At 75.7% G+C, this 19,219-nt stretch carries 1 protein-coding gene; it reads right to left on the reverse strand.

Annotated features, from left to right (window positions below):
- Positions 1-3 precede the first annotated feature (3 nt).
- Positions 4-19,038, reverse strand: a complete 19,035-nt coding sequence (locus AB0I16_RS19625; RefSeq protein WP_363250693.1) for a non-ribosomal peptide synthase/polyketide synthase — start codon at positions 19,036-19,038, stop codon at positions 4-6.
- Between the last annotated feature and the right edge of the window lie 181 nt (positions 19,039-19,219).

Raw genomic sequence — 19,219 nt, forward strand, 5'->3', positions numbered from 1 at the left:
TCCTCACCGTTCGTTGTCGTGGTCGGGGCCGCCGGACGCGGCGTCTTCGGTGTACGCGGTCTGTTCGAGTTCGCTCAGGATCTGCTCCTCCACCAGCTCCGCAAGGGCGGCGACGGTGCGGGAGACCAGCACGTCGCGGGGGGTGAGCGTGACGGCGAACGCGTCGTTGGCGCGGGAGGCGATGAGCAGGGCGCGCAGTGAGTCGCCGCCGAGCAGGAAGTAGTCGTCCTCGGCGCCCACGGGCGTCTGGAGGGTCTCCTCCCAGATGGCCGCCACCGCCTCCTCGGTGGGGGTGCGCGGCGCCACGTACGCGGCCCGCTCCCCCTCCCGCTCATCGGCCGGTGCCGGGGCGGGCAGGGCGGCCCGGTCGGTCTTGCCGTTCTCGGTGAGCGGGAAGCGGTCGAGGACCACGAACGCGGACGGCACCATGTACCCCGGCAGCGAGCGGGCGGCCAGGTCCCGCAGTTCCGCCGGGGCGGGCGGCTGCGCGCCGGGGGCCGTGAGCAGGTGGGCGACCAGGCGCGGCAGGCCCGGTTCGTCCTCGCGTACGGTCACCACGGCGTCCAGTACGCCCGGGTGGCGGACCAGGGTCGCCTCGACCTCGCCCGCCTCGATGCGGTGGCCGCGCAGCTTGAGCTGGTGGTCCGTACGGCCCAGGTAGTGCAGTTCGCCGGCGCTGTCGCGGCGCACCAGGTCGCCCGTGCGGTACATGCGGGTGCCGGGCGGCCCGAACGGGTCGGCGGTGAAGCGGGACGCGGTCAGGCCGGGCCTGCCGAGGTAGCCGCGCGCCAGTGCCGGTCCGCTGAGCCACAGTTCGCCGGTGACGCCGTCGGAGACCGGCCGCAGCCGGGCGTCGAGGACGTAGGCGCCGGTGGCGGGCAGGGGACGGCCGATGGGCGGTGCGCCGCCGTCCGCCGTGAGCGGCGCGGACCAGGTGGCGACGACGGTGGCCTCGGTGGGGCCGTAGGAGTTGACCATACGGTGATGGGGCGCCCAGCGGGCGACGAGTTCGGGCCCGCACGCGTCGGCCCCGACGATCAGCGTCTTCAGGTCCGGCAGCGTGCCGGGGGTGTCGGGCGGCAGCGTGGCGAGCGCGGCGGGCGGGAGCAGGGTGTGGGTGATGCGCCCGGCCCGCAGGACGTCGGCGAGTCCGGCGCCGAGCAGCGGTCCCGGCGGCGGTACGACGAGCCGGGCGCCGTGCGGCAGGGACGCGCACAGCTCCAGGACGCTGGCGTCGAAGCTGGGCGTGGCGAAGGCGAGGACCCGGTCCCCCGGGGCGATGTCGTAGTGGGCCGCCTCTGCGGCGCCGAACGCGGCGAGCCCGCGGTGGGTGACGACGACGCCCTTGGGCGTGCCGGTGGAGCCGGAGGTGTAGATGACGTAGGCCGGGTCGTCCAGGTCCAACGGGCGGGTGAGGTCGGCGTCGGTGGGCCGGTGCGCGGGGGCGCCGTCCCGCGCGGCGAGCAGGTCGGCGACCTCCTGGGCGTCGAGGGTGAGGGCGGGGGCGGCGTCGCCCAGCATCAGCGCGATCCGCTCCTTCGGGTAGGCCGGGTCGACGGGCAGGAAGGCGGCACCGGCCTTCGTCACCGCCAGTTGGGCGAGCACCATGTCCGTCGAGCGGGGAAGGAGCAGCGCGACGAGGTCACCGGGTCCGGTGCCGCGGGCGATGAGCCGGTGCGCCAGCCGGTTGGCCCGCTCCTCCGCCTCCGCGAAGCTCATCGGCGCCCCGCCCGCGCCGAGGGCTTCGAGCGCGGGTGCGTCGGGCCATCGGTCGGCGGCGGTCCCGACGAGGGCGGGCAGGGTGGCGGCGGGCACCGGCCCGGTCGCGGGGCGGGCCGGGCCGCGCAGCAGCTTCTCGCGCTGCGCCGGCGGCAGGACGTCGATGTCGTCGAGGCGGGTGGTGCCGTCCGAGGCGGCCAGGGCGTCCAGGGTGTGCAGCAGCTGACCGGCCAGTGACCGCGCGCTGGCCTCGTCGAAGTAGCGCGGGTCGTGGCCGAGTTCGACGGTCAGCTGCTCGCCGGGCGAGACGACCACGGTGAGCGGGTAGTTGGTGGCCTCGCGGGCGTCGAGGTCCCGCAGGGCGAGTCCTTGGGCCCCCGCGGTCGCGTCGCCGACGGGGTAGTTCTCGAAGACCACCAGGCTGTCGAAGAGGGCGGTGCCCGAGGGCAGGTCGCCGAGGGCCTGCAGGGTGGTCAGGGGCAGGTGGTCGTGGCGGCGGTCCTCGGCGCGGGCCTCCTGGAAGGCGCGCAGCCAGGCGCCGCAGCCGGCACCGCCGTCGACCTCGGCGCGGGCGGGCAGGGTGGTGATGAACAGGCCGGTGATGGTGTCGGCGCCGGGCAGGTCGGCGGGGCGGCCGGAGACGGTGGTGCCGAAGCAGACGTCCTGCTCCCCGCTCCACCGCGCGAGCAGCAGCGCCCAGGCGCCCTGCACCAGGGTGTTGAGGGTGAGGCGGTGCCGGCGGGCGAACTCCTGGAGCCTGCCGGTCCGCCGGGCGTCGAGCCGCTGGGACAGCCAGGTGCCGGAGCGGGCCGTGGCGTCCGGGGCGGGCCGCCGGTCGTACGGCAGCGGGGTCGGGCCGCGCAGGCCCGCCAGGGCGGTGCGCCAGTGCTCTTCCGCCTGGTGGGTGTCGTGGGCGGCGAGCCAGCCGGCGTAGTCGGCGAACGGCCTGCGTTCGGGCAGGTGGGGCCGGTCGCCGCGGGTGAGGGCGGCGTGCGCGGCCGTGACGTCGGACAGGACGTGGAAGACGCTCCAGCCGTCCAGCAGGACGTGGTGGAAGGTCCACACCACACGGACCGCGTCGGGGCCGAGCCTGACCAGGGCGAGCCGCATCAGCGGCGCGCTGTCCAGGGCGATGCCCCGGGCCCGCTCGTCGGCGAGCAGCCGCTCCAGCTCCGCACCGTGCCGGTCGGCGGGGAGCGTGCTCCAGTCGCGTTCGGTGACCGGCAGCGTCACGTTCCTGTGGACCACTTGGAGCGGTACGGGTACGCCGCTCAGCGCGATGGAGGTGCGCAGTACGGGGGTGCGGTCGACGACGTGCTGCCAGGCGGCGGCCAGCGTCCGCGGGTCGGGGGCGCCGTCCGCCACGAAGGTGATCTGCTCGACGTACAGGCCGTGTTCCGCCTCGTCGAGACCGTGCATCACCATACCGGTCTGGGTGGGCGTGAGGGGGTAGACGTCCGTGACGTCCCTTCCGTCGCCGACGAGCCGGTCGACGCCCGCCTGGTCCAGCGGGGCGAGCGGGAAGTCGGCGGGGGTGCGCCCGCCCGCGCCGGGTTCGGCGCAGTGCTTGAGGACGGCGCGCAGTTCGTCGGTCAGCTCGTCCGCGAGCCGGGCCACGGTCTCCCTGTGGTGCACCTCGCGGGAGTAGGACCAGGTGAACTCCAGGCGTTCGTCGCTCACTTGCCCGAGGACATCGAGGAGGTGGGGTCGTCGCGCCGAGCGGTCCATGCCGCCGGTCAGGCCGCCGTAGGGCGTGCGCAGCAGGCCGCCCCGTGTGCCGGTGCGGTCCTGTCGGCCCAGGTAGTTGAAGCAGACCGGCGGCAGGGCGGGCAGCTCGCGGCCCGCGCCGGGGTGCAGGAAGCGCAGCGCGCCGTAGCCGAGCCCGCCCCGCGGCACGGCCCGGAGGTTCTCCTTGACGGCCTTCAGGACGGTGCCGGTGTCCGCGTCCCGGGGCACGTCCAGGGCGACGGGGTACATGGCGGTGAACCAGCCCGCGGTGCGGGCGAGGTCGGTGTCCTCGAACAGTTCCTCGCGGCCGTGGCCCTCCAGGGTCACCGCCACCCGGTCCTGTCCGGTCCAGCGGGCCAGGACCCGGCCGAGGGCGCACAGCAGGACGTCGTTGACGCGGGTGCGGTACACGTCCGGCACGTCCTGGAGCAGCCTGCGGGTCTCCTCGGCGTCGAGTCCCGCCGTCAGGCTCTCCTCGTCGGCGACGCCGTTCGCGCCGTCGGGATGGTCGGTGGGCAGCGCGGCGGTGCCTTCGATGCCGCGCCAGTGGGCGAGTTCGCCGTCGAAGCCGCCCGCTTCGGTGTGCTCGGCGAGGCGTCGGGCCCACGTACGGAACGACGTGCTCTTCGGGGCGAGAGCGGGCCGTCCGCCCTCCCGCAGCGCGGTGTAGGCGGCGTCCAGGTCCTCCAGGACCAGACGCCACGACACCGCGTCCACGACCAGGTGGTGGGCGGCGAGCAGCAGTACCGGCCGCCCGCCCCCGCCCGGCCTGCACAGCGCGGCCCGCAGCAGCGGTCCACCGGCCAGGTCGAAGCCGGCGCCCAGGGCGGTGGCCACCTCCTCCGGGGCCGTCCGGTCGTGCACCTCCAGGTGGACGTCCTGGCCGCCGGGCGGGGTCCCGTACTGCCGCCACCGTCCGCCGTCGAGCGGCTCGAAGCGCATCCGCAGCGCGTCGTGGTGCTCCAGTACGGCGGAGAGGGCGGCGCGCAGCAGGGCTTCGTCGGGGTCGGCGGACAGTTCGTGGGCGACCGTCTGGCTGAAGTGGGCGGGGTCGCCCGTGAGGGTGTCGAGGAGCCAGTGCTGTACGGGGGTGAGCGGGGCGTCACCGGTCACCGGGCCCTGCTCGGCGGCGGCCGTGGCGGTGTCGGGCACCGGCTCGGCCACGGCGGCGAGTTCGGCGAGCGTCTGGTGGGTGAACAGGTGCCGGGGCGTCAGGGCGAGTCCGGCCCGGCGGGCGGCGGAGACGATCTGGATGCCGAGCACGGAGTCGCCGCCGACCGTGAAGTAGTTGTCGTCCGCGCCGACCTCGGGAATGCCGAGCACGTCGCACCAGATGGCGGCGAGGGTCTGCTCGGCCTCGGTGCGCGGCGGCCGGCCTCCCGCGCCTGCGGCCGGCGCCCACTCGGGCATGGGCAGCGCCCGGCGGTCGAGCTTGCCGGTGGCCCCGAGCGGCAGTCGCTCCAGCGGGACGACGAGGGCCGGCAGGAGGTGGTCCGGGAGGCTCCGGGCGAGGAAGGCACGGAGTTCACCGGTGTCGGGCGGGGTGGCCGGGTCCGTGGCGGTGGCGGGCTTCGGGTGGGTCCGCGAGGCATCGGTGGGCGCGCCGTCGGCGTCCGGCAGGGCCCTGGTACGGGGCACCACGTACCCGATCAGGCGGCGGTGCCCCTCGTGTTCGACGACGCGGGCCGCCGCCTCGGCCACGGCGGGGTGGCGGGCCAGGGCCGCTTCCACCTCGCCGAGTTCGATGCGGAAGCCCCGTACCTTGACCTGGTCGTCGCCGCGTCCGAGGTAGACGAGGTCGCCGTCGGCCGTCCAGCGGACCAGGTCGCCGGTGCGGTACATCCGGCTGCCCGGCGGGCCGAACGGGTCGGGCAGGAAGCGGGCGGCGGTCAGGCCCGGGCGGCGCAGATAGCCGCGGGCGACACCGGTCCCCGCGAGGAACAGCTCGCCGGGGGCGCCCGCGGGCACCGGGCGCATGCGCTCGTCCAGGACGTAGGCGCGGGCGCCGCCGAGCGGCCGGCCGATCGGCGGGTCGCGGTCGGGGTCGGCGGGGTCGCAGGTGAAGGCGGTGGCGTAGACGGTGGCCTCGGTGGGGCCGTAGATGTTGCGCACCTCACCGCCGGCCACGGCCGCGCGGACCCGGCCGACGGTGCGGGCGGGCAGCCCCTCCCCCGCGAGGACGACAGTGTCCGCGGTGACGTGGACGGCGTCCTCGGCGAGCAGCCGGTCGAGGGCCGAGGGCACCGCGGAGAGCAGTCCGGCCCGCCAGGGCCCGGGGCGTTCGGCGAGGGCCAGCAGGTCGCGGACGATCTCCACGCAGCCGCCGGCCAGGAGCGGCGAGAAGATCTCGAACACCGACACGTCGAAGTTGAGCGAGGTGGACGCCACCACGTGTGCGAGGCCGCGCCCGGTGAACTCGGCCTCCGCCCAGTCGGTCAGGGCTCGTACGGACGCGTGGCTGACGACCACTCCCTTGGGGCGGCCGGTCGAGCCGGAGGTGTGGATGACGTAGGCCGGGTGCGCGGGCAGCAGAGTGGTGCGGCGCTCGGCGTCGCCGACGGGGGTGTCCGGCAGGCCGGCGGCGGGCTCCTCGTCGAGCAGGATGCGGGCCCATGGCCCTTCGGGCAGGCGGCCCGCGGTCTCGGCGGCCGTGATCACGGCGTCCGGTCGTACGTCCTCGAAGAGGAACGCGACGCGCTCGGCGGGGTACTGCGGGTCGACCGGCAGGTAGGCCGCGCCGCTCTTCAGCACCGCGAGGAGCGCGACGACCAGGTCGGCGGTGCGGGGCAGGCACAGGGCGACGAAGCGCTCGGGTCCCGCGCCCGCGGCGATGAGCAGCCGGGCCAGTTCGCTGGAGCGGGCGTCGAGTTCGCGGTAGCTGAGGCAGGTGCCGGCGTGGCGGACTGCGGGGGCGTCGGGGGTGCGCCCGGCCTGGCGCAGGAACGCCGCGGGCAGGGTGTCGTGCGGTGCCTCGGCGACCTGTCCGCCGAACCGGGTCACCAGGTCGCGTCCCTCGGCCGGGGCGAGGAGGGGCAGGTCGGCGAGGCGGCACTCCGGTGTTCGGGCCATGCCGGTCAGGAGGGTGCGCAGGCTCGCGCCGAGCCCCTCCACCGTGGCGGCGTCGAAGGCGGCCGGGTCGTAGTCGAGGTTGACGGCCAGGGCCTCGTCGGGTGCGACGACCACGCTGAGCGGGTAGTTCGTCGGTTCCAGGTCCCGCTCCTGCTCCATGGCGAGGCCGTGCCGGGCCATGGTCCCTTCGTCGAAGGGGTAGTTCTCGAAGACCACGATGGAGTCGAACAGGACGGTGCCGCCGGGCACGTCGCTCCACGACTGCACCTGTGCCAGCGAGACGAAGTCGTGACGCCTGGCCTCCACCTGGGCGTCCTGGAGCTCGCGCAGCCAGTCCGCGAGCGCGCGCCGCCCGTCGACGCGGACCCGGGTGGGCAGGGTGTTGATGAACAGGCCGACCATCGAGGTGACGCCGGGCATGTCGGCGGGCCGTCCGGAGACGGTCGTGCCGAACACCACGTCACCGCTGCCGCCGTAGCGGGAGAGCAGCAGGGCCCAGGCGCCCTGGACGACCGTGTTGAGGGTCAGCCCGGCCCGTTGGGCCATCTCCCGCAGCCGTGCCGAGACGTCCGCGCCGAGCGCCATCCGCACGGACCCGGAGGACGAGGCCCGGTGGGCCTCGGCGGGCCGCCGGTCGCGGGGCAGCTCGGTGGGCGCCTGGAAGCCCGCGAGGGTGGCGCGCCAGTACCGCTCGGCGCCCTCGGTGTCCTGCTCGGACAGCCGGCGCAGGTAGTCGGCGAAGGGCCGCCGCTCGGGCAGCCGCGGCTGGTGCCCCGCCGTCAGGGCGGCGTACCGCTCACACACCTCTTCGAAGACCTGGGCGGCGCTCCAGCCGTCGAGCAGGACGTGGTGGAAGGTCCACACCACCCGGACCCGGTCAGCCGTCAGCCGGATCAGCGTCAGCCGCATCAGGGGCGCGGTGCCGACGTCGACCCCGGCCTCCCGGTCCTCGGCGAGCAGGCGGTCCAGCTCGCGCGCGCCGCGCTCGGCGGGCCATCCGGTCCAGTCGTGGTGGGCGACGGGCACGGTGGCCCGGTTCCGGACGACCTGGAGGGGTTCCGCGGTCTCCTGCCACACCAGGTGGGTACGGAGGACGGGGTTGGCGTCGGCGGTGTACTGCCACGCCTCGGCGAGCGCGTGCGGGTCGGTGACCCCGGAGAGCACGAACTGCACCTGGTTGACGTACGTGCCGCTGTCGGCGTCGAGCAGGCTGTGGAAGAGCATGCCCGCCTGCATCGGCGTCAGCGGGTAGATGTCCGCGACGTCCCGGCCGTCCCCGACGATGCGGTCCACGGCGGCCTGGTCGAGACGGGCCAGCGGGAAGTCCGACGGGGTACGTCCGCCCGCGTCCGGCAGGGCGCAGTGCGCGACGATGTCGCGGAGCGCCCGCAGCATGGCGTCGGCCAGCGCGGTGACGGTCTCCTCGCGGTGCCGTCCGGCGCTGTAGTACCAGGTGATCTCCAGCTGGTCGTCCTCGACCCGGGCCACGACGTCGAGGAGGTGCGGCCGTCCGGTGCCCGGCGCCTCGGCGCCGCCCAGACCGTCGGGGACCCCGGCGACCAGGGCCCCGGTGCCGGCGGACCAGTCGAAGCGGCCCAGGTAGTTGAAGCTGACGCCGGGCTCGGGGGCGCCGGTGAGCCCGTCGTCGCGTACGAGGTGGCGCAGCACGCCGTAGCCGATGCCGCGGTCGGGTACGGCCCGCAGCTGCTCCTTGACCGCTTTCAGCGCGGTGCCCCAGGAGCCGGCGGGCACGGCGAGCGCGAGGGGGAAGAGCGAGGTGAACCAGCCGACCGTGCGGGACAGGTCCACGTCATCGAACAGCTGGTCCTCGCGGCCGTGCCCCTCAAGGCCGACGGCGACGGTGTCGCGTCCGGTCCACTCGCCGAGCACCCGGCCCAGCGCGGTGAGCAGCACGTCGTCGACACGGGTGCGGTAGACGCCGGGGACGTGGCGCAGCAGGCCGTCGGTGCGTTCGCGGTCGAGGCGGACGGTGACCTCGCGGACGTCGGCCGTGGTGTTGCCGCCTGCGAGGTCCGTGGGCAGCGGCTCGGCGCAGGCCAGGGCCGTGTGCCGCCAGTGGCCGAGCTGCGCGGCGAAGCGGTCGCCCCTGCGCAGCCGGCCGGCCCACTCCCGTACGGAGGTGGTGCGGGCGGGCAGCCGTACCGGTTCGCCGGAGAGGGCCTGCCGGTAGGCGGTCTCCAGGTCCTCGGTGAGTATGCGCCAGGAGACACCGTCGACCACCAGGTGGTGGGCGACGAGCAGGAGCCGGGCGGGCCGGGCGCCGTCGGCGGTGAACAGCCGGGCGGTGAACAGCGGGCCCGTCTCCAGGCACAGTCCGGCGTGCGCCGCGGCGGTGGCGCGTTCCTCGTCGGCCGGGTCGGCCTGCTCGTGCACCCGGAGCAGCTCGGGCACCGGTCCGTCGGCGGCGATGTCCTGCCGCCAGGCGCCTTCGTCGTCGAGGTGGAACCGGGCGCGCAGGGCGTCGTGGTGCGTCCACAGGGCGGTGAGGGCGGTGCGCAGGGCGTCCTGGTCGACGGCTCCGGGCGTCTCGATGACGACGGACTGGTTGAAGAAGGCGGGGTGCGCGGGGCGCGGGTCGAGGAACCAGTGCTGGATCGGCAGGAGGTCCGCCGCTCCGCTGACGGGTCCGGTGCCGGCGACGGCGGGCGCGGCGCCGTCGGTGGCGGCGGCCAGTTCGCCCACGGTGGGGTGGCGGAACAGGTCGCGGGGGCTGATCGCGAGTCCCGCGGCGCGGGCCCTGGAGACCACCTGGATGCTGAGGATGGAGTCGCCGCCCAGCATGAAGAAGTTGTCGTCCACACCGACCCGTGCCACACCGAGCAGTTCGGCCCAGATCCCGGTGAGGACGCGTTCGGCCTCGGTGCGCGGGGCACGGTGGGCCCGTTCGCCGCCCGCCGCCCAGTCGGGTGCGGGCAGCCGCCGCCGGTCGACCTTGCCGTTGGCCGTCAGGGGCAGTTCGGGCACGGTGACGAACGCGGCGGGCAGCATGTAGTCGGGCAGGTCGGCCGCCAGGTGGGTGCGCAGCCCCGCGGCGGAGGGCGGTTCGGCCCCGCCGGCCGGCACGAGGTGGGCGGCGAGCCGCTTGCGTCCGCCGTCCTCGTACAGGGAGACGACGGCCTCGGCGACGGCGGGGTGGGCGGTGAGGCGGGCCTCGATCTCGGCGGGTTCGACGCGGAAGCCGCGGATCTTGATCTGGTCGTCCGCGCGGCCGACGAAGTGCAGTTCGCCGTCGGCGCTCCAGCGCACGACGTCGCCGGTGCGGTACATGCGGGTGCCGGGCGGGCCGTAGGGGTCGGCGAGGTAGCGGGCGGCGGTCGCACCGGGCCGTCCCACGTAGCCCCTGGCCAGGCCGGCGCCCGCGACGTACAGCTCGCCGGGGATGCCGGGGGGCTGCGGCTGGAGTGCGCTGTCCAGGACGTACACGCGGGTGTTGTCGAGGGGTCGTCCGATGGGCAGCACCGCGGGCAGCGGGTCGCCGGAGCGGAAGACGCGGCGGGTGGCGAAGGTGGTGGTCTCGGTGGGGCCGTAGCCGTCGACGACGGTCAGGCCGGGGCAGGCGTCGAGGACCCGGCGCACCACGGCGCCGGGCACGGCCTCGCCGCCCGTCCACACCTCGCGGGCACCGCGCAGGCAGCCGGGGTCCTCCTGGGCGAGCAGGCGGAACAGGCCCGCGGTCAGCCACAAGCAGCTCACCCGCCGCTCCGTGACGAGGTGCCGGACCTGGGCGGCGTCCAGGTCGGCGGGCGGGGCGAGGACGGCCGTGCCGCCGCGCAGCAGCGGCACCCAGACCTCGTAGGTGGCGGCGTCGAAGGCGTGCGGCGAGTGCACGAGGACCCGGTCGTGCCCGGTGAAGGCACGGTCGAGGGCGAGCGCGGCGACGTCCCGCTGGCGTACGGCGACCCCCTTGGGCGTGCCGGTGGAGCCCGAGGTGAACATCAGGTACTGGACGTTGTCGGGGTGCGGGGCACGGACGGGCGTGGGACCGGCCGGTTCGAAGGCGGCGTCGGCGCGCAGGACGCGGCCGTCGGGCAGCACTTCGCGGGCCGTCGTCTCCCGGGCGGCGTCGGTGAGCAGCAGGCGTGCCCCGGCCTCGGTGAGGGTCCGGCGCAGCCGCTCGGCCGGCGCCCTGCCGTCCAGCGGCACGTACACGCCGCCGGTGCGCACCAGCGCGAGCTGGGTGACGACCAAGCCGACGGAGCGGTCCATGAGGACGCCGACCGGGTGTTCCGGGCGTACGCCCGCCCCGGCCAGGCGTGCCGCCAGCGCGGCGGCGCGGGCGTCCAGTTCACGGTAGGTGAGGTGGTCGTCGCCCGCTTCGAGGGCCACGGCGTCGGGCGTGCGGCGCACCTGGGCGGCGAAGAGGTCGGCGACGGTGGTTTCGGGCAGGTCGGTGGCGGTGTCGTTCCAGGCGTGCAGGACCTGTTCGCGCCGTTCCTGGCCGAGCAGCGGCAGCCGGGCGGGCGGGCTTGCCGGGTCGGCGGCCATGGCGGTGAGGAGGACGACGAGGTACTCGGCCATGCGCCCGGCCGTGCCGGCGTCGAACAGCTCGGGGTCGTAGCCGAGGCGGAGGGCCAGTTCGGTGCCCGGGTAGGCGGTCAGGCTCAGCGGGTAGTTGGTGGTCTCGACGCCTTCGAGGCCGCTCAGGCGGAGGCCGTGGGAGGCGGCGAGGTCGTCGTCGACCGGATAGTTCTCGAAGACGACGATGCTGTCGAAGAGCCCGACGCGCTCGGGGAGTTCGGTGAACGTCTTCATCCGGGTGAGCGGCAGGTGGTCGAAGCGCCGGTCCTCGCTCTGGTCGTGCTGGAGCGCGCGCAGCCAGTCGAGGAGGCCGCCGTGGCCGGGGACCGTGGCCCGGGTGGGCAGGGTGGTGATGAACAGGCCGGTCATGGCCTCGGCGCCGGGCAGCTCGGCGGGGCGGCCGGAGACGGTGGTGCCGAACACCACCTCGTCGCGGCCCGCCTGCCGGGCGAGCAGCAGCGCCCAGGCGCCCTGGACCAGGGTGTTCAGGGTGAGGCCCGAGGTGCGGGCCAGCTCCTCCAGCTTCCGCGTGCCGGCCGCGGGCAGCGTGCCGTGGACCGCGTGCGTGGACTCGGCGCGGTGCGCCTCGCGCGGCTCGCGGTCGTAGGGCAGCGGCGTGGCCTCGGCCAGGCCGGAGAGGCGGCGCCGCCAGTGCTGTTCCGCCGCTTCCCGTTCGCGCCGCCGCAGCCAGGACACGTACTCGCGGTAGGACGGGCGGTGCGGGAGTGCGGCGTCGGGGCCCGCGTGGTGGGCGAAGACGTCCGAGAGCACCTGGAACATGCTCCAGCCGTCGAGCAGCAGGTGGTGGAAGGACCACACCACGCGTACGGCGGTGGCGGAGACGCGGGCGAGCAGGAGTCGCTGGAGCGGGGCCCGTCCGAGGTCGATGCCCGCCGCGCGGTCCCGGACCAGCAGGTCGTCGAGGCGGGCGCGGCGCTCGTCCTCCGTCAGCTCGCACCAGTCCAGGTGGGTGACGGGTACGGCCGCGTGGCGCTCGACCACCAGCAGCGGTTCGGGTACGTCCTGCCAGACCACCCGGCCGCGCAGCACCTCGGTGCGGTCGGTGACGTGCTGCCAGGCAGCGGCGAGTGCCGCCGGGTCGGGCACGCCGTCCAGGACGAACGTCAGTTGCTGGACGTAGACGCCGCGGTCGTCCTGCGACAGACCGTGGAAGAGCATGCCCGCCTGGGTGGGCGTGAGCGGCAGGACGTCGGCCACGGCTGCCGGGTCGGCGCCGGTGATCCGGTCCACGGCGGCCTGGTCGAGCCGGGCCAGCGGGAAGTCGGACGGGGTGCGCCCCGCGGTGCCCGGCCGGGCCGCGTGCCGGGCCAGGTCGGTGAGTGCGTCGGTGAAGCGTTCCGCGAGGTCCGCGACGGTGTCCTCGTGGCCCGGCAGATCCGCGTGGAACCAGGTGAACTCCAGCTCGTCGCCGACGAGTCGGCCCACGACCTCAAGGGCGTGGGGGCGCTCCGTCGCCGGGTCGGCGTCCAGTTCCAGCGGGCGCACGGTGCCCCGGTAGAGACCGCCGGAGTCCTCCGGCGTGTCCATGCGGCCCAGGTAGTTGAAGCTGATCCGCGCGCCCGCGGTGCGCGGTGGCGTCCCGTCACCGGTGAGGCGCAGCAGCGCGTCGTGGCCGATGCCGTTGCGGGGCACGGCGCGCAACTGCTCCTTGACCTGCTTCAGTACGGTGTCCCAGCCGGCGTCCGGGGGAACGGCGAGCGCGACGGGGTACCGGGTGGTGAACCAGCCGACCGTGCGGCTGATGTCCAGCTCGCCGAAGAGCTCCTCGCGGCCGTGCCCCTCGACGTCGACCACCACCCGCTCCCGGCCGCTCCAGCCGCACAGGGCGCGGCCGAGCGCGCCGAGCAGGACGTCGTTGGCCTGGGTGCGGTAGGTGTCGGGCAGGGTGCGCAGCAGGGCCGATGTGGCCTCGGCGCCGAGGCGCACGGTGAGCGCCCTCTGCGCGGCGTAGGTGCCGGGGCTGCCCGTCGGCTCGGCGGGCAGGGCGTCCTCGGCGGCGGGGAGCGCCCCGGTCCAGTACGCGCGCTCGTCGTCGAAGCCGCCGCCCTCCGCGTGGGTGCGCAGCCTGCGGGCCCACTGCCGCAGCGGCGAGGACTTCGCGGGAAGTGCCGCGGTGCCGTCCTCGCCCGCGCGGCGGGCCCGGTAGGCGCGGTCCAGGTCTTCGAGCAGCAGCCGCCAGGAGACCCCGTCGACCACCAGGTGGTGCACCGCGAGGTGCAGTACGGGAGGCTCGTCGGTCCCGGTGTCGTGCAGCACGGCCCGCAGCAGCGGCCCCGCGGCGAGGTCGAACGGGCCGAAGTGCGGGGTGTCCGTCGCCGGACCGGTGTGGCGGGCCAGGAGGATGCGGGGTGCCCGTTCGTCGATGTGCCAGCCCGCGGGAGCGCCGGCGGTGAAGCGGGAGCGCAAGGCGTCGTGGTGGGCCACCAGGTCGTTCAGCGCGTCCTCAAGCGCCGCCGGGTCCAGGTCGGCGGGCATCCGCAGGGACAGCGCCTGGGAGAAGTGGCCCGCGCGTTCGCCCGCGGCTTCGAACAGCCAGTGCTGGATGGGGGTCAGGGGGGCCGGGCCTGCGGGCTCCTCGGGCGCGGGCGGGGCCTCGCGCGGGCCGGCCGCCGCGTCCGCGCAGTGCGCGAGCGCGGCCACGGTCTGGTGGCGGTAGAGGGCGCGGGAGGTGATCGGCAGGCCCTCCTGCCGGGCGCGGGCCACAACCTGGATGCTGAGGATCGAGTCGCCGCCGAGCTCGAAGAAGTTGTCGTCGACGCCGACGCGTTCCTCGCGCAGCACCTCGGCCCAGATCGCGGCGAGAGCGCCTTCGGTGGGCGTGCGGGGCGCGACGTGGCGCACCGCGCGCACGGCGGGTCCCGGGCTGGGGAGCCGGCCCCGGTCGAGCTTGCCGTTGGGGTTGAGCGGCAGGGCGTCGAGGACGACGACGGTCGCGGGGACCATGTAGTCGGGCAGCGTGCGGCCGAGGTCGCGGCGCACCGCCTCCGGGTCGGTGGACCGCCCGGCGGCCGGGACGACGTAGCCGACCAGGCGCCGGTTGCCGTCGGCGTCGGTGGCGGCGACGGCCGCCGCCTCGGCCACGTCCGCGCAACCGCGCAGCGCCTCCTCCACCTCGCCCAGTTCGATGCGGAAGCCGCGCACCTTGACCTGCTGGTCGGTGCGGCCCAGGTAGTCGAGGCCGCCGTCGGGGCGCCGGCGCACCAGGTCACCGGTGCGGTACATCCGCTCCCCCGGTACGCCGAACGGATCGGCGACGAACCGGGCGGCGGTCAGTCCGGGCCGCTTCAGGTAGCCGCGGGCCAGGCTGCCGCCCCCGAGGTACAGCTCGCCGGGGACGCCGACGGGCTGCGGCCGCAGGGAGGTGTCGAGGACGTAGGCACGGGTGAGCGCCACCGGGTCGCCGATCGGCGGGGCCTGCTCCGGGAGTTCCTCACCGGCGAACCAGGCGGTGGCGTACACGGTGGCCTCGGTGGGGCCGTAGACGTTGGCGACCCGGCAGTCGGGCATGGCGGCCCGCAGGTCCTGCATGGTCTGCGCGGGCAGGGCCTCGCCCGCGAGGACGACGGTGTCGGCGCTCAGGGGCGCCGTGCCGCCCGCGACGAGCCGGGAGACGACGGACGGCACGCCGCTGAGCAGGGTGGCGCGCCGGGGCCCGGCGCCGTCGGCGAGGGCCGGCAGGTCGGCGACCACCTCGACGGTGCCACCGGCCGCCAGGGGGCAGAGCAGTTCGAACACCGAGACGTCGAAGTTGAGGGAGGTGGAGGCGATCACATGGGCCAGGCCCTCGGGACCGAACCTCTCCCCCGCCCACTCGGCGAGCGCCGCGGCACTGCGGTGGGTGACGATCACGCCCTTGGGGCGGCCCGTGGAGCCCGAGGTGTAGATGACGTACGCGGGATGGTCGGGCAGCAGCGGCCGGAGCCGGTCGGCGTCGGTCAGCGCTGCGTCGGACACGTCCGGGGCTGCGCAGTCCTCCAGGAGCAGCGGTTCGCACTCCGCGGGCAGCGCGGCGGCGGTCTCCCGGGTGGCGAGGACGAGGGCGGGCCGGGCGTCGTCGAGGATGAGGCGGACCCGCTCGGCGGGATAGGCCGGGTCGAGCGGGAGGTAGCCTGCGCCGGAGGCGAGCACCGCCCACAGCACGGGCACCAGGTCGGCGGAGCGCGGCAGGCAGAGCGCGACCAGGGTCTCGGGTCCCGCGCCGCGCGCGACGAGCAGCCGGGCCAGCCGGGACGCGCGCCGGGCGACCTCGGCGTAGTCGAGCCGGACCTGGCCGCAGACGACGGCCGTCCGGTCCGGGACGCGGGCCGCCTGGGCGTGCAGCAGCGCGGGCAGGGTGCCGTACTCGTTCTCGCGCACCGCGCGGGCGGGCGGATTCCAGGACTCCACCAGCGTGCGCTGCTCCCCGGCCGCGAGCATGGGCAGTTCGGCGAGCGTGCGGCCCGGTCCTTCCGCCATGCCGTCGAGGAGCCGGTGCAGGTGGGCGGTCATCCGGGCCACGGTCGCCGCGTCGAACAGGTCCGTGTTGAACTCCGCGGTCAGCACGCAGCCGCCGTCCGCGTCCGGTGTGAACTCCAGGACGAGGTCGAAGCGGGCCGCGGGGCGGGGCAGCGGGTGCCCGGTGACGCGCAGGCCGCCGGCGAGCGGTGGCGCGGGAGGCGCGCTCTGCTGTACGACGAGCACCTGCACGAGCGGGGTGCGGCTCGGGTCGCGTGGCGGGGCCAGTTCCTCGACCACCCGGTCGAACGGCGCGCCGTCGTGGGCGAAGGCGTCGAGCAGCGTGGTCCGCATCGTCTCCACGAACCGGTCCACGGTGGCCCGTTCGTCCACCTCCTCGCGGAGCACCACCGTGTTGGCGAAGAACCCCGGCACGTCCTCCAGGTCCCGGCGGCCCCGCCCGTTGGTGACGGTGCCGAACGCGACGTCCCGCTGGCCCGAGTAGCGGGAGAACAGCAGCGCGGAGGCGCCGGCGAACAGGGTGAACAGGGTGGTGCCGCGCCCCGCCGCCAGTTGCCGCAGCCGGGACGTCAGCTCCGCGGGCAGCACGTGCCGGTGGGCCGCTCCGGCGGTGGTGCGCACGGCGGGACGCGGCCGGTCCGTGGGCAGCTCCAGGTGCGGGAGGTCCGCCAGGTGCCGCTTCCAGTAGGCCAGATCGGCGGTGTCCGCGGCACCGGTCCTTTGCCCTCGCTCCCAGACCGCGAAGTCCGGGTACTGCACGGCGGGTGGCGTCAGCCCGTCCGGTTCACCGGTGGTCTCCGCGTGGTACAGGGCGGCGAGTTCCCGGGTCAGGATGCCGACCGACCAGCCGTCGGTGACGATGTGGTGCTGGGCCAGGAGCAGCAGGTGGTCATCGGCGGCGAGCCGGACGAGCAGCGCCCGGGTGAGCGATCCGGTGGCGAGGTCGAACGGGCGGCCCAGTTCCTGGGTGAGCAGTTCCTCGGCAGCCTCGGCGCGGCGTGCGTCGGGTACGCCGGTGAGATCGGCGGTCCGCAGGGGTACGTCGGGGTCCGGTGCGACACGCTGGACGCCCTGGCCGTCGACCGTGGGGAACGTGGTGCGCAGGGAGTCGTGCCGGGCCGCGAGCCGGAGCAGGGAGCGGCGCAGCGCGTCGGTGTCCAGGGCGCCCCGCAGGCGGAGCGGGACACCGGTGTTGTACTCGGTGCCGCCCTCGGTCAGGTCGTCCAGGTACCACAGCCGCCGCTGAGCGCTGGACAGCGGCAGCCGTCCCTCGCGGGGGGCCGGCGGGATCGGCTCCGGCGGCGCGGCGGCCGACGGGTCGGCGAGCAGGGGCGCGAGCGCGGCGATCGTCCGCGCGGTGAACACGTCCCGCACGGTCAGCCGGACGCCCACGTCGTCCCGGACGCGGGCCAGCACACGTGCGGCGAGGATGGACTCGCCGCCCAGGTCGAAGAAGTCGTCGGTGACCCCGACCGCGTCCACGCCCAGGACGTCCGCCCAGATCCCGGCGAGCACCCGCTCCTCGGCCGAGCGCGGCGGCACGTACCCGGCCACGGCCGACCGCTCCGGCGCGGGCAGGGCCCGCCGGTCGATCTTGTGCTGCGGGGTGAGCGGCATCCGGTCGAGCACCACGACGGCGGACGGCACCATGTGCCCGGGCAACACGGCCGCGACGGCGGCACGCAGGGCGGCCGGGTCGAGGGGCTTGGGGGTGGGCTCAGGGGTGGGGTGGGCGGAGTTGGCGGGGGCGATGGGAACGGCCGAGCCGGTGGGACCGGCAGAGCCGGAGGGACCAGTGGGGTCAGCGGAGTCGGTGGGGCCGGCAGAGTCGGCGGAGTGGGTGGGACCGGCAGAGCCGGTGGGACCAGCAGAGCCGGTGGGACCAGCAGAGCCGGCAGAGTCAGCGGGACCGGCGGGATGGGCGGAGCCGGTGGGATGCGCGAAGTCGGCGGAGCCAATGGGGCCAGCGGGGTCGGCCGAGCTGGCGGGGTCGGCGGGGTCGGCGGGGTCGGCCGAGCCGGAGGGAGCAGCGGGGTCGGCCGAGCCGGAGGGGCCGGCGGGGTCGGCGGAGACGGTGGGCGGAGGGGTGGCTGCGGTGACGTAGGCGACGAGGCGCTGGTGGCCCGGCACGTCCTCGCGTACGACGGCCACGGCCTCGCCGACGGCACCGCCGCAGGCCCGGCGCAGCGCCGCCTCGATCTCCCCCGGCTCGATCCGGAAGCCGCGGATCTTCACCTGCCGGTCGAGCCGGCCGAGGAACTCCAGCTCTCCCCCGGCCGTCCACCGCACACGGTCACCCGTGCGGTACAGACGCGCTCCGGGCGCGCCGAAGGGGTCGGCGACGAAACGCGCGGCCGTGAGGCCGGGCCGGCCCAGGTAGCCGCGGGCCACCGCGACACCGCCCACGAACAGCTCACCGTCCGCGCCGGGCGGCACGGGCCGCATCTCGGCGTCCAGGACGTGCACCCGGGTGTGCGGCAGGGCGCCACCGATCGTCGGCGTACCACTGCCCGCGCTGAGCGGCCCCGTCCAGGTGGCGACGATGGTGGTCTCGGTCGGCCCATAGGAGTTGATCATCCGGCGGCCGGGGGCCCAGCGGTCCACGAGCCCGGCCGGGCACGCCTCGGCGCCCACGATCAGTGTGCGCAGGTGGCGTGCGGTGCCCCGCTCGGGGTCGGGCAGGGAGGCCAGCGCGGCGGGCGGGATGAGGGTGTGGGTGATGCGGTGCTCGTCCAGGACCGCGGCGAGTTCGTCTCCCAGCCACGGCCCGTGCGGCGGCACGACCAGCGTGGCACCGGACAGGACGGAGATGAACAGCTCCAGGACGGAGGCGTCGAAGCTCGGCGAGGAGAACTGGAGCACCCGGTCGCCCGGCCCCACCGCGTACCGCTCCGCGGCGGCCTCGGTGAAGCCGCCGATGCCGCGGTGGGTCACCGTCACGCCCTTGGGGCGCCCGGTGGAACCGGAGGTGTAGATGACGTAGGCCGCGTGGTCGGGGTCGACGCTGGTGCCGACCGGCCGGCCACCGGCGCCTCCGGTGGCATCGGCGGCCGTGTCGGCGGCAGCGGTGTCCAGGAGTTCCCCCACCCGGCGCGGATCGTCCAGGGTGAGCGCGGGCGCGGCGTCGGCGAGCATCAGCGCACGGCGCTCGGCGGGGTAGGCGGGGTCCACCGGCAGGAACGCGGCACCCGCCCGGGCGACGGCCAGCTCCGCCGCGATCAGCTCCATGGAGCGCGGCAGGACCAGGGCCACCACCCGGTCCGGCCCCGCTCCCCCGGCTATCAGGTGCGCGGCCAACCGGTCGACGCGGGCGGCCAGTTGACGGTAGGTCCAGCTCCGTCGGCCGTCGGTGAGGGCCGGTGCGTCCGGGGTCCGGGTCACCCAGGCGGTGAACAGCTCACCGAGCGTCGGATACGCCGGAGCCACCGCGCTCTCCTGCGCGTCGGCGGCGGGGCCGCCCTGCGGCAGGGAGGACGCCGGTGCGGGCTTGTCGTGCAGGTCCGTCATGGGTGAAGTCCTTCTGGAGAGCGGGGCGATGCGGCGCGGGCCACGCGGACGATCCCGACCCCGCCCCGTGGGCGGTGCGCTGGACCGGACGTGACACACCGGACGTGCGCGGCGGTGCGGGTCGGTGACCTTGGTGTGGGCGTTGTGGGCGTTGCGGGCCTTTCGAGCCTTGCGAGTCTTG

It is taken from the genome of Streptomyces sp. NPDC050703 (genome assembly GCF_040654435.1).
Classification (GTDB): domain Bacteria; phylum Actinomycetota; class Actinomycetes; order Streptomycetales; family Streptomycetaceae; genus Streptomyces.

Bases quoted from the DNA above. Each gene is read 5' to 3' on its own strand.
- AB0I16_RS19625 (WP_363250693.1), bottom strand. From the start codon at position 19,038: ATGACGGACCTGCACGACAAGCCCGCACCGGCGTCCTCCCTGCCGCAG.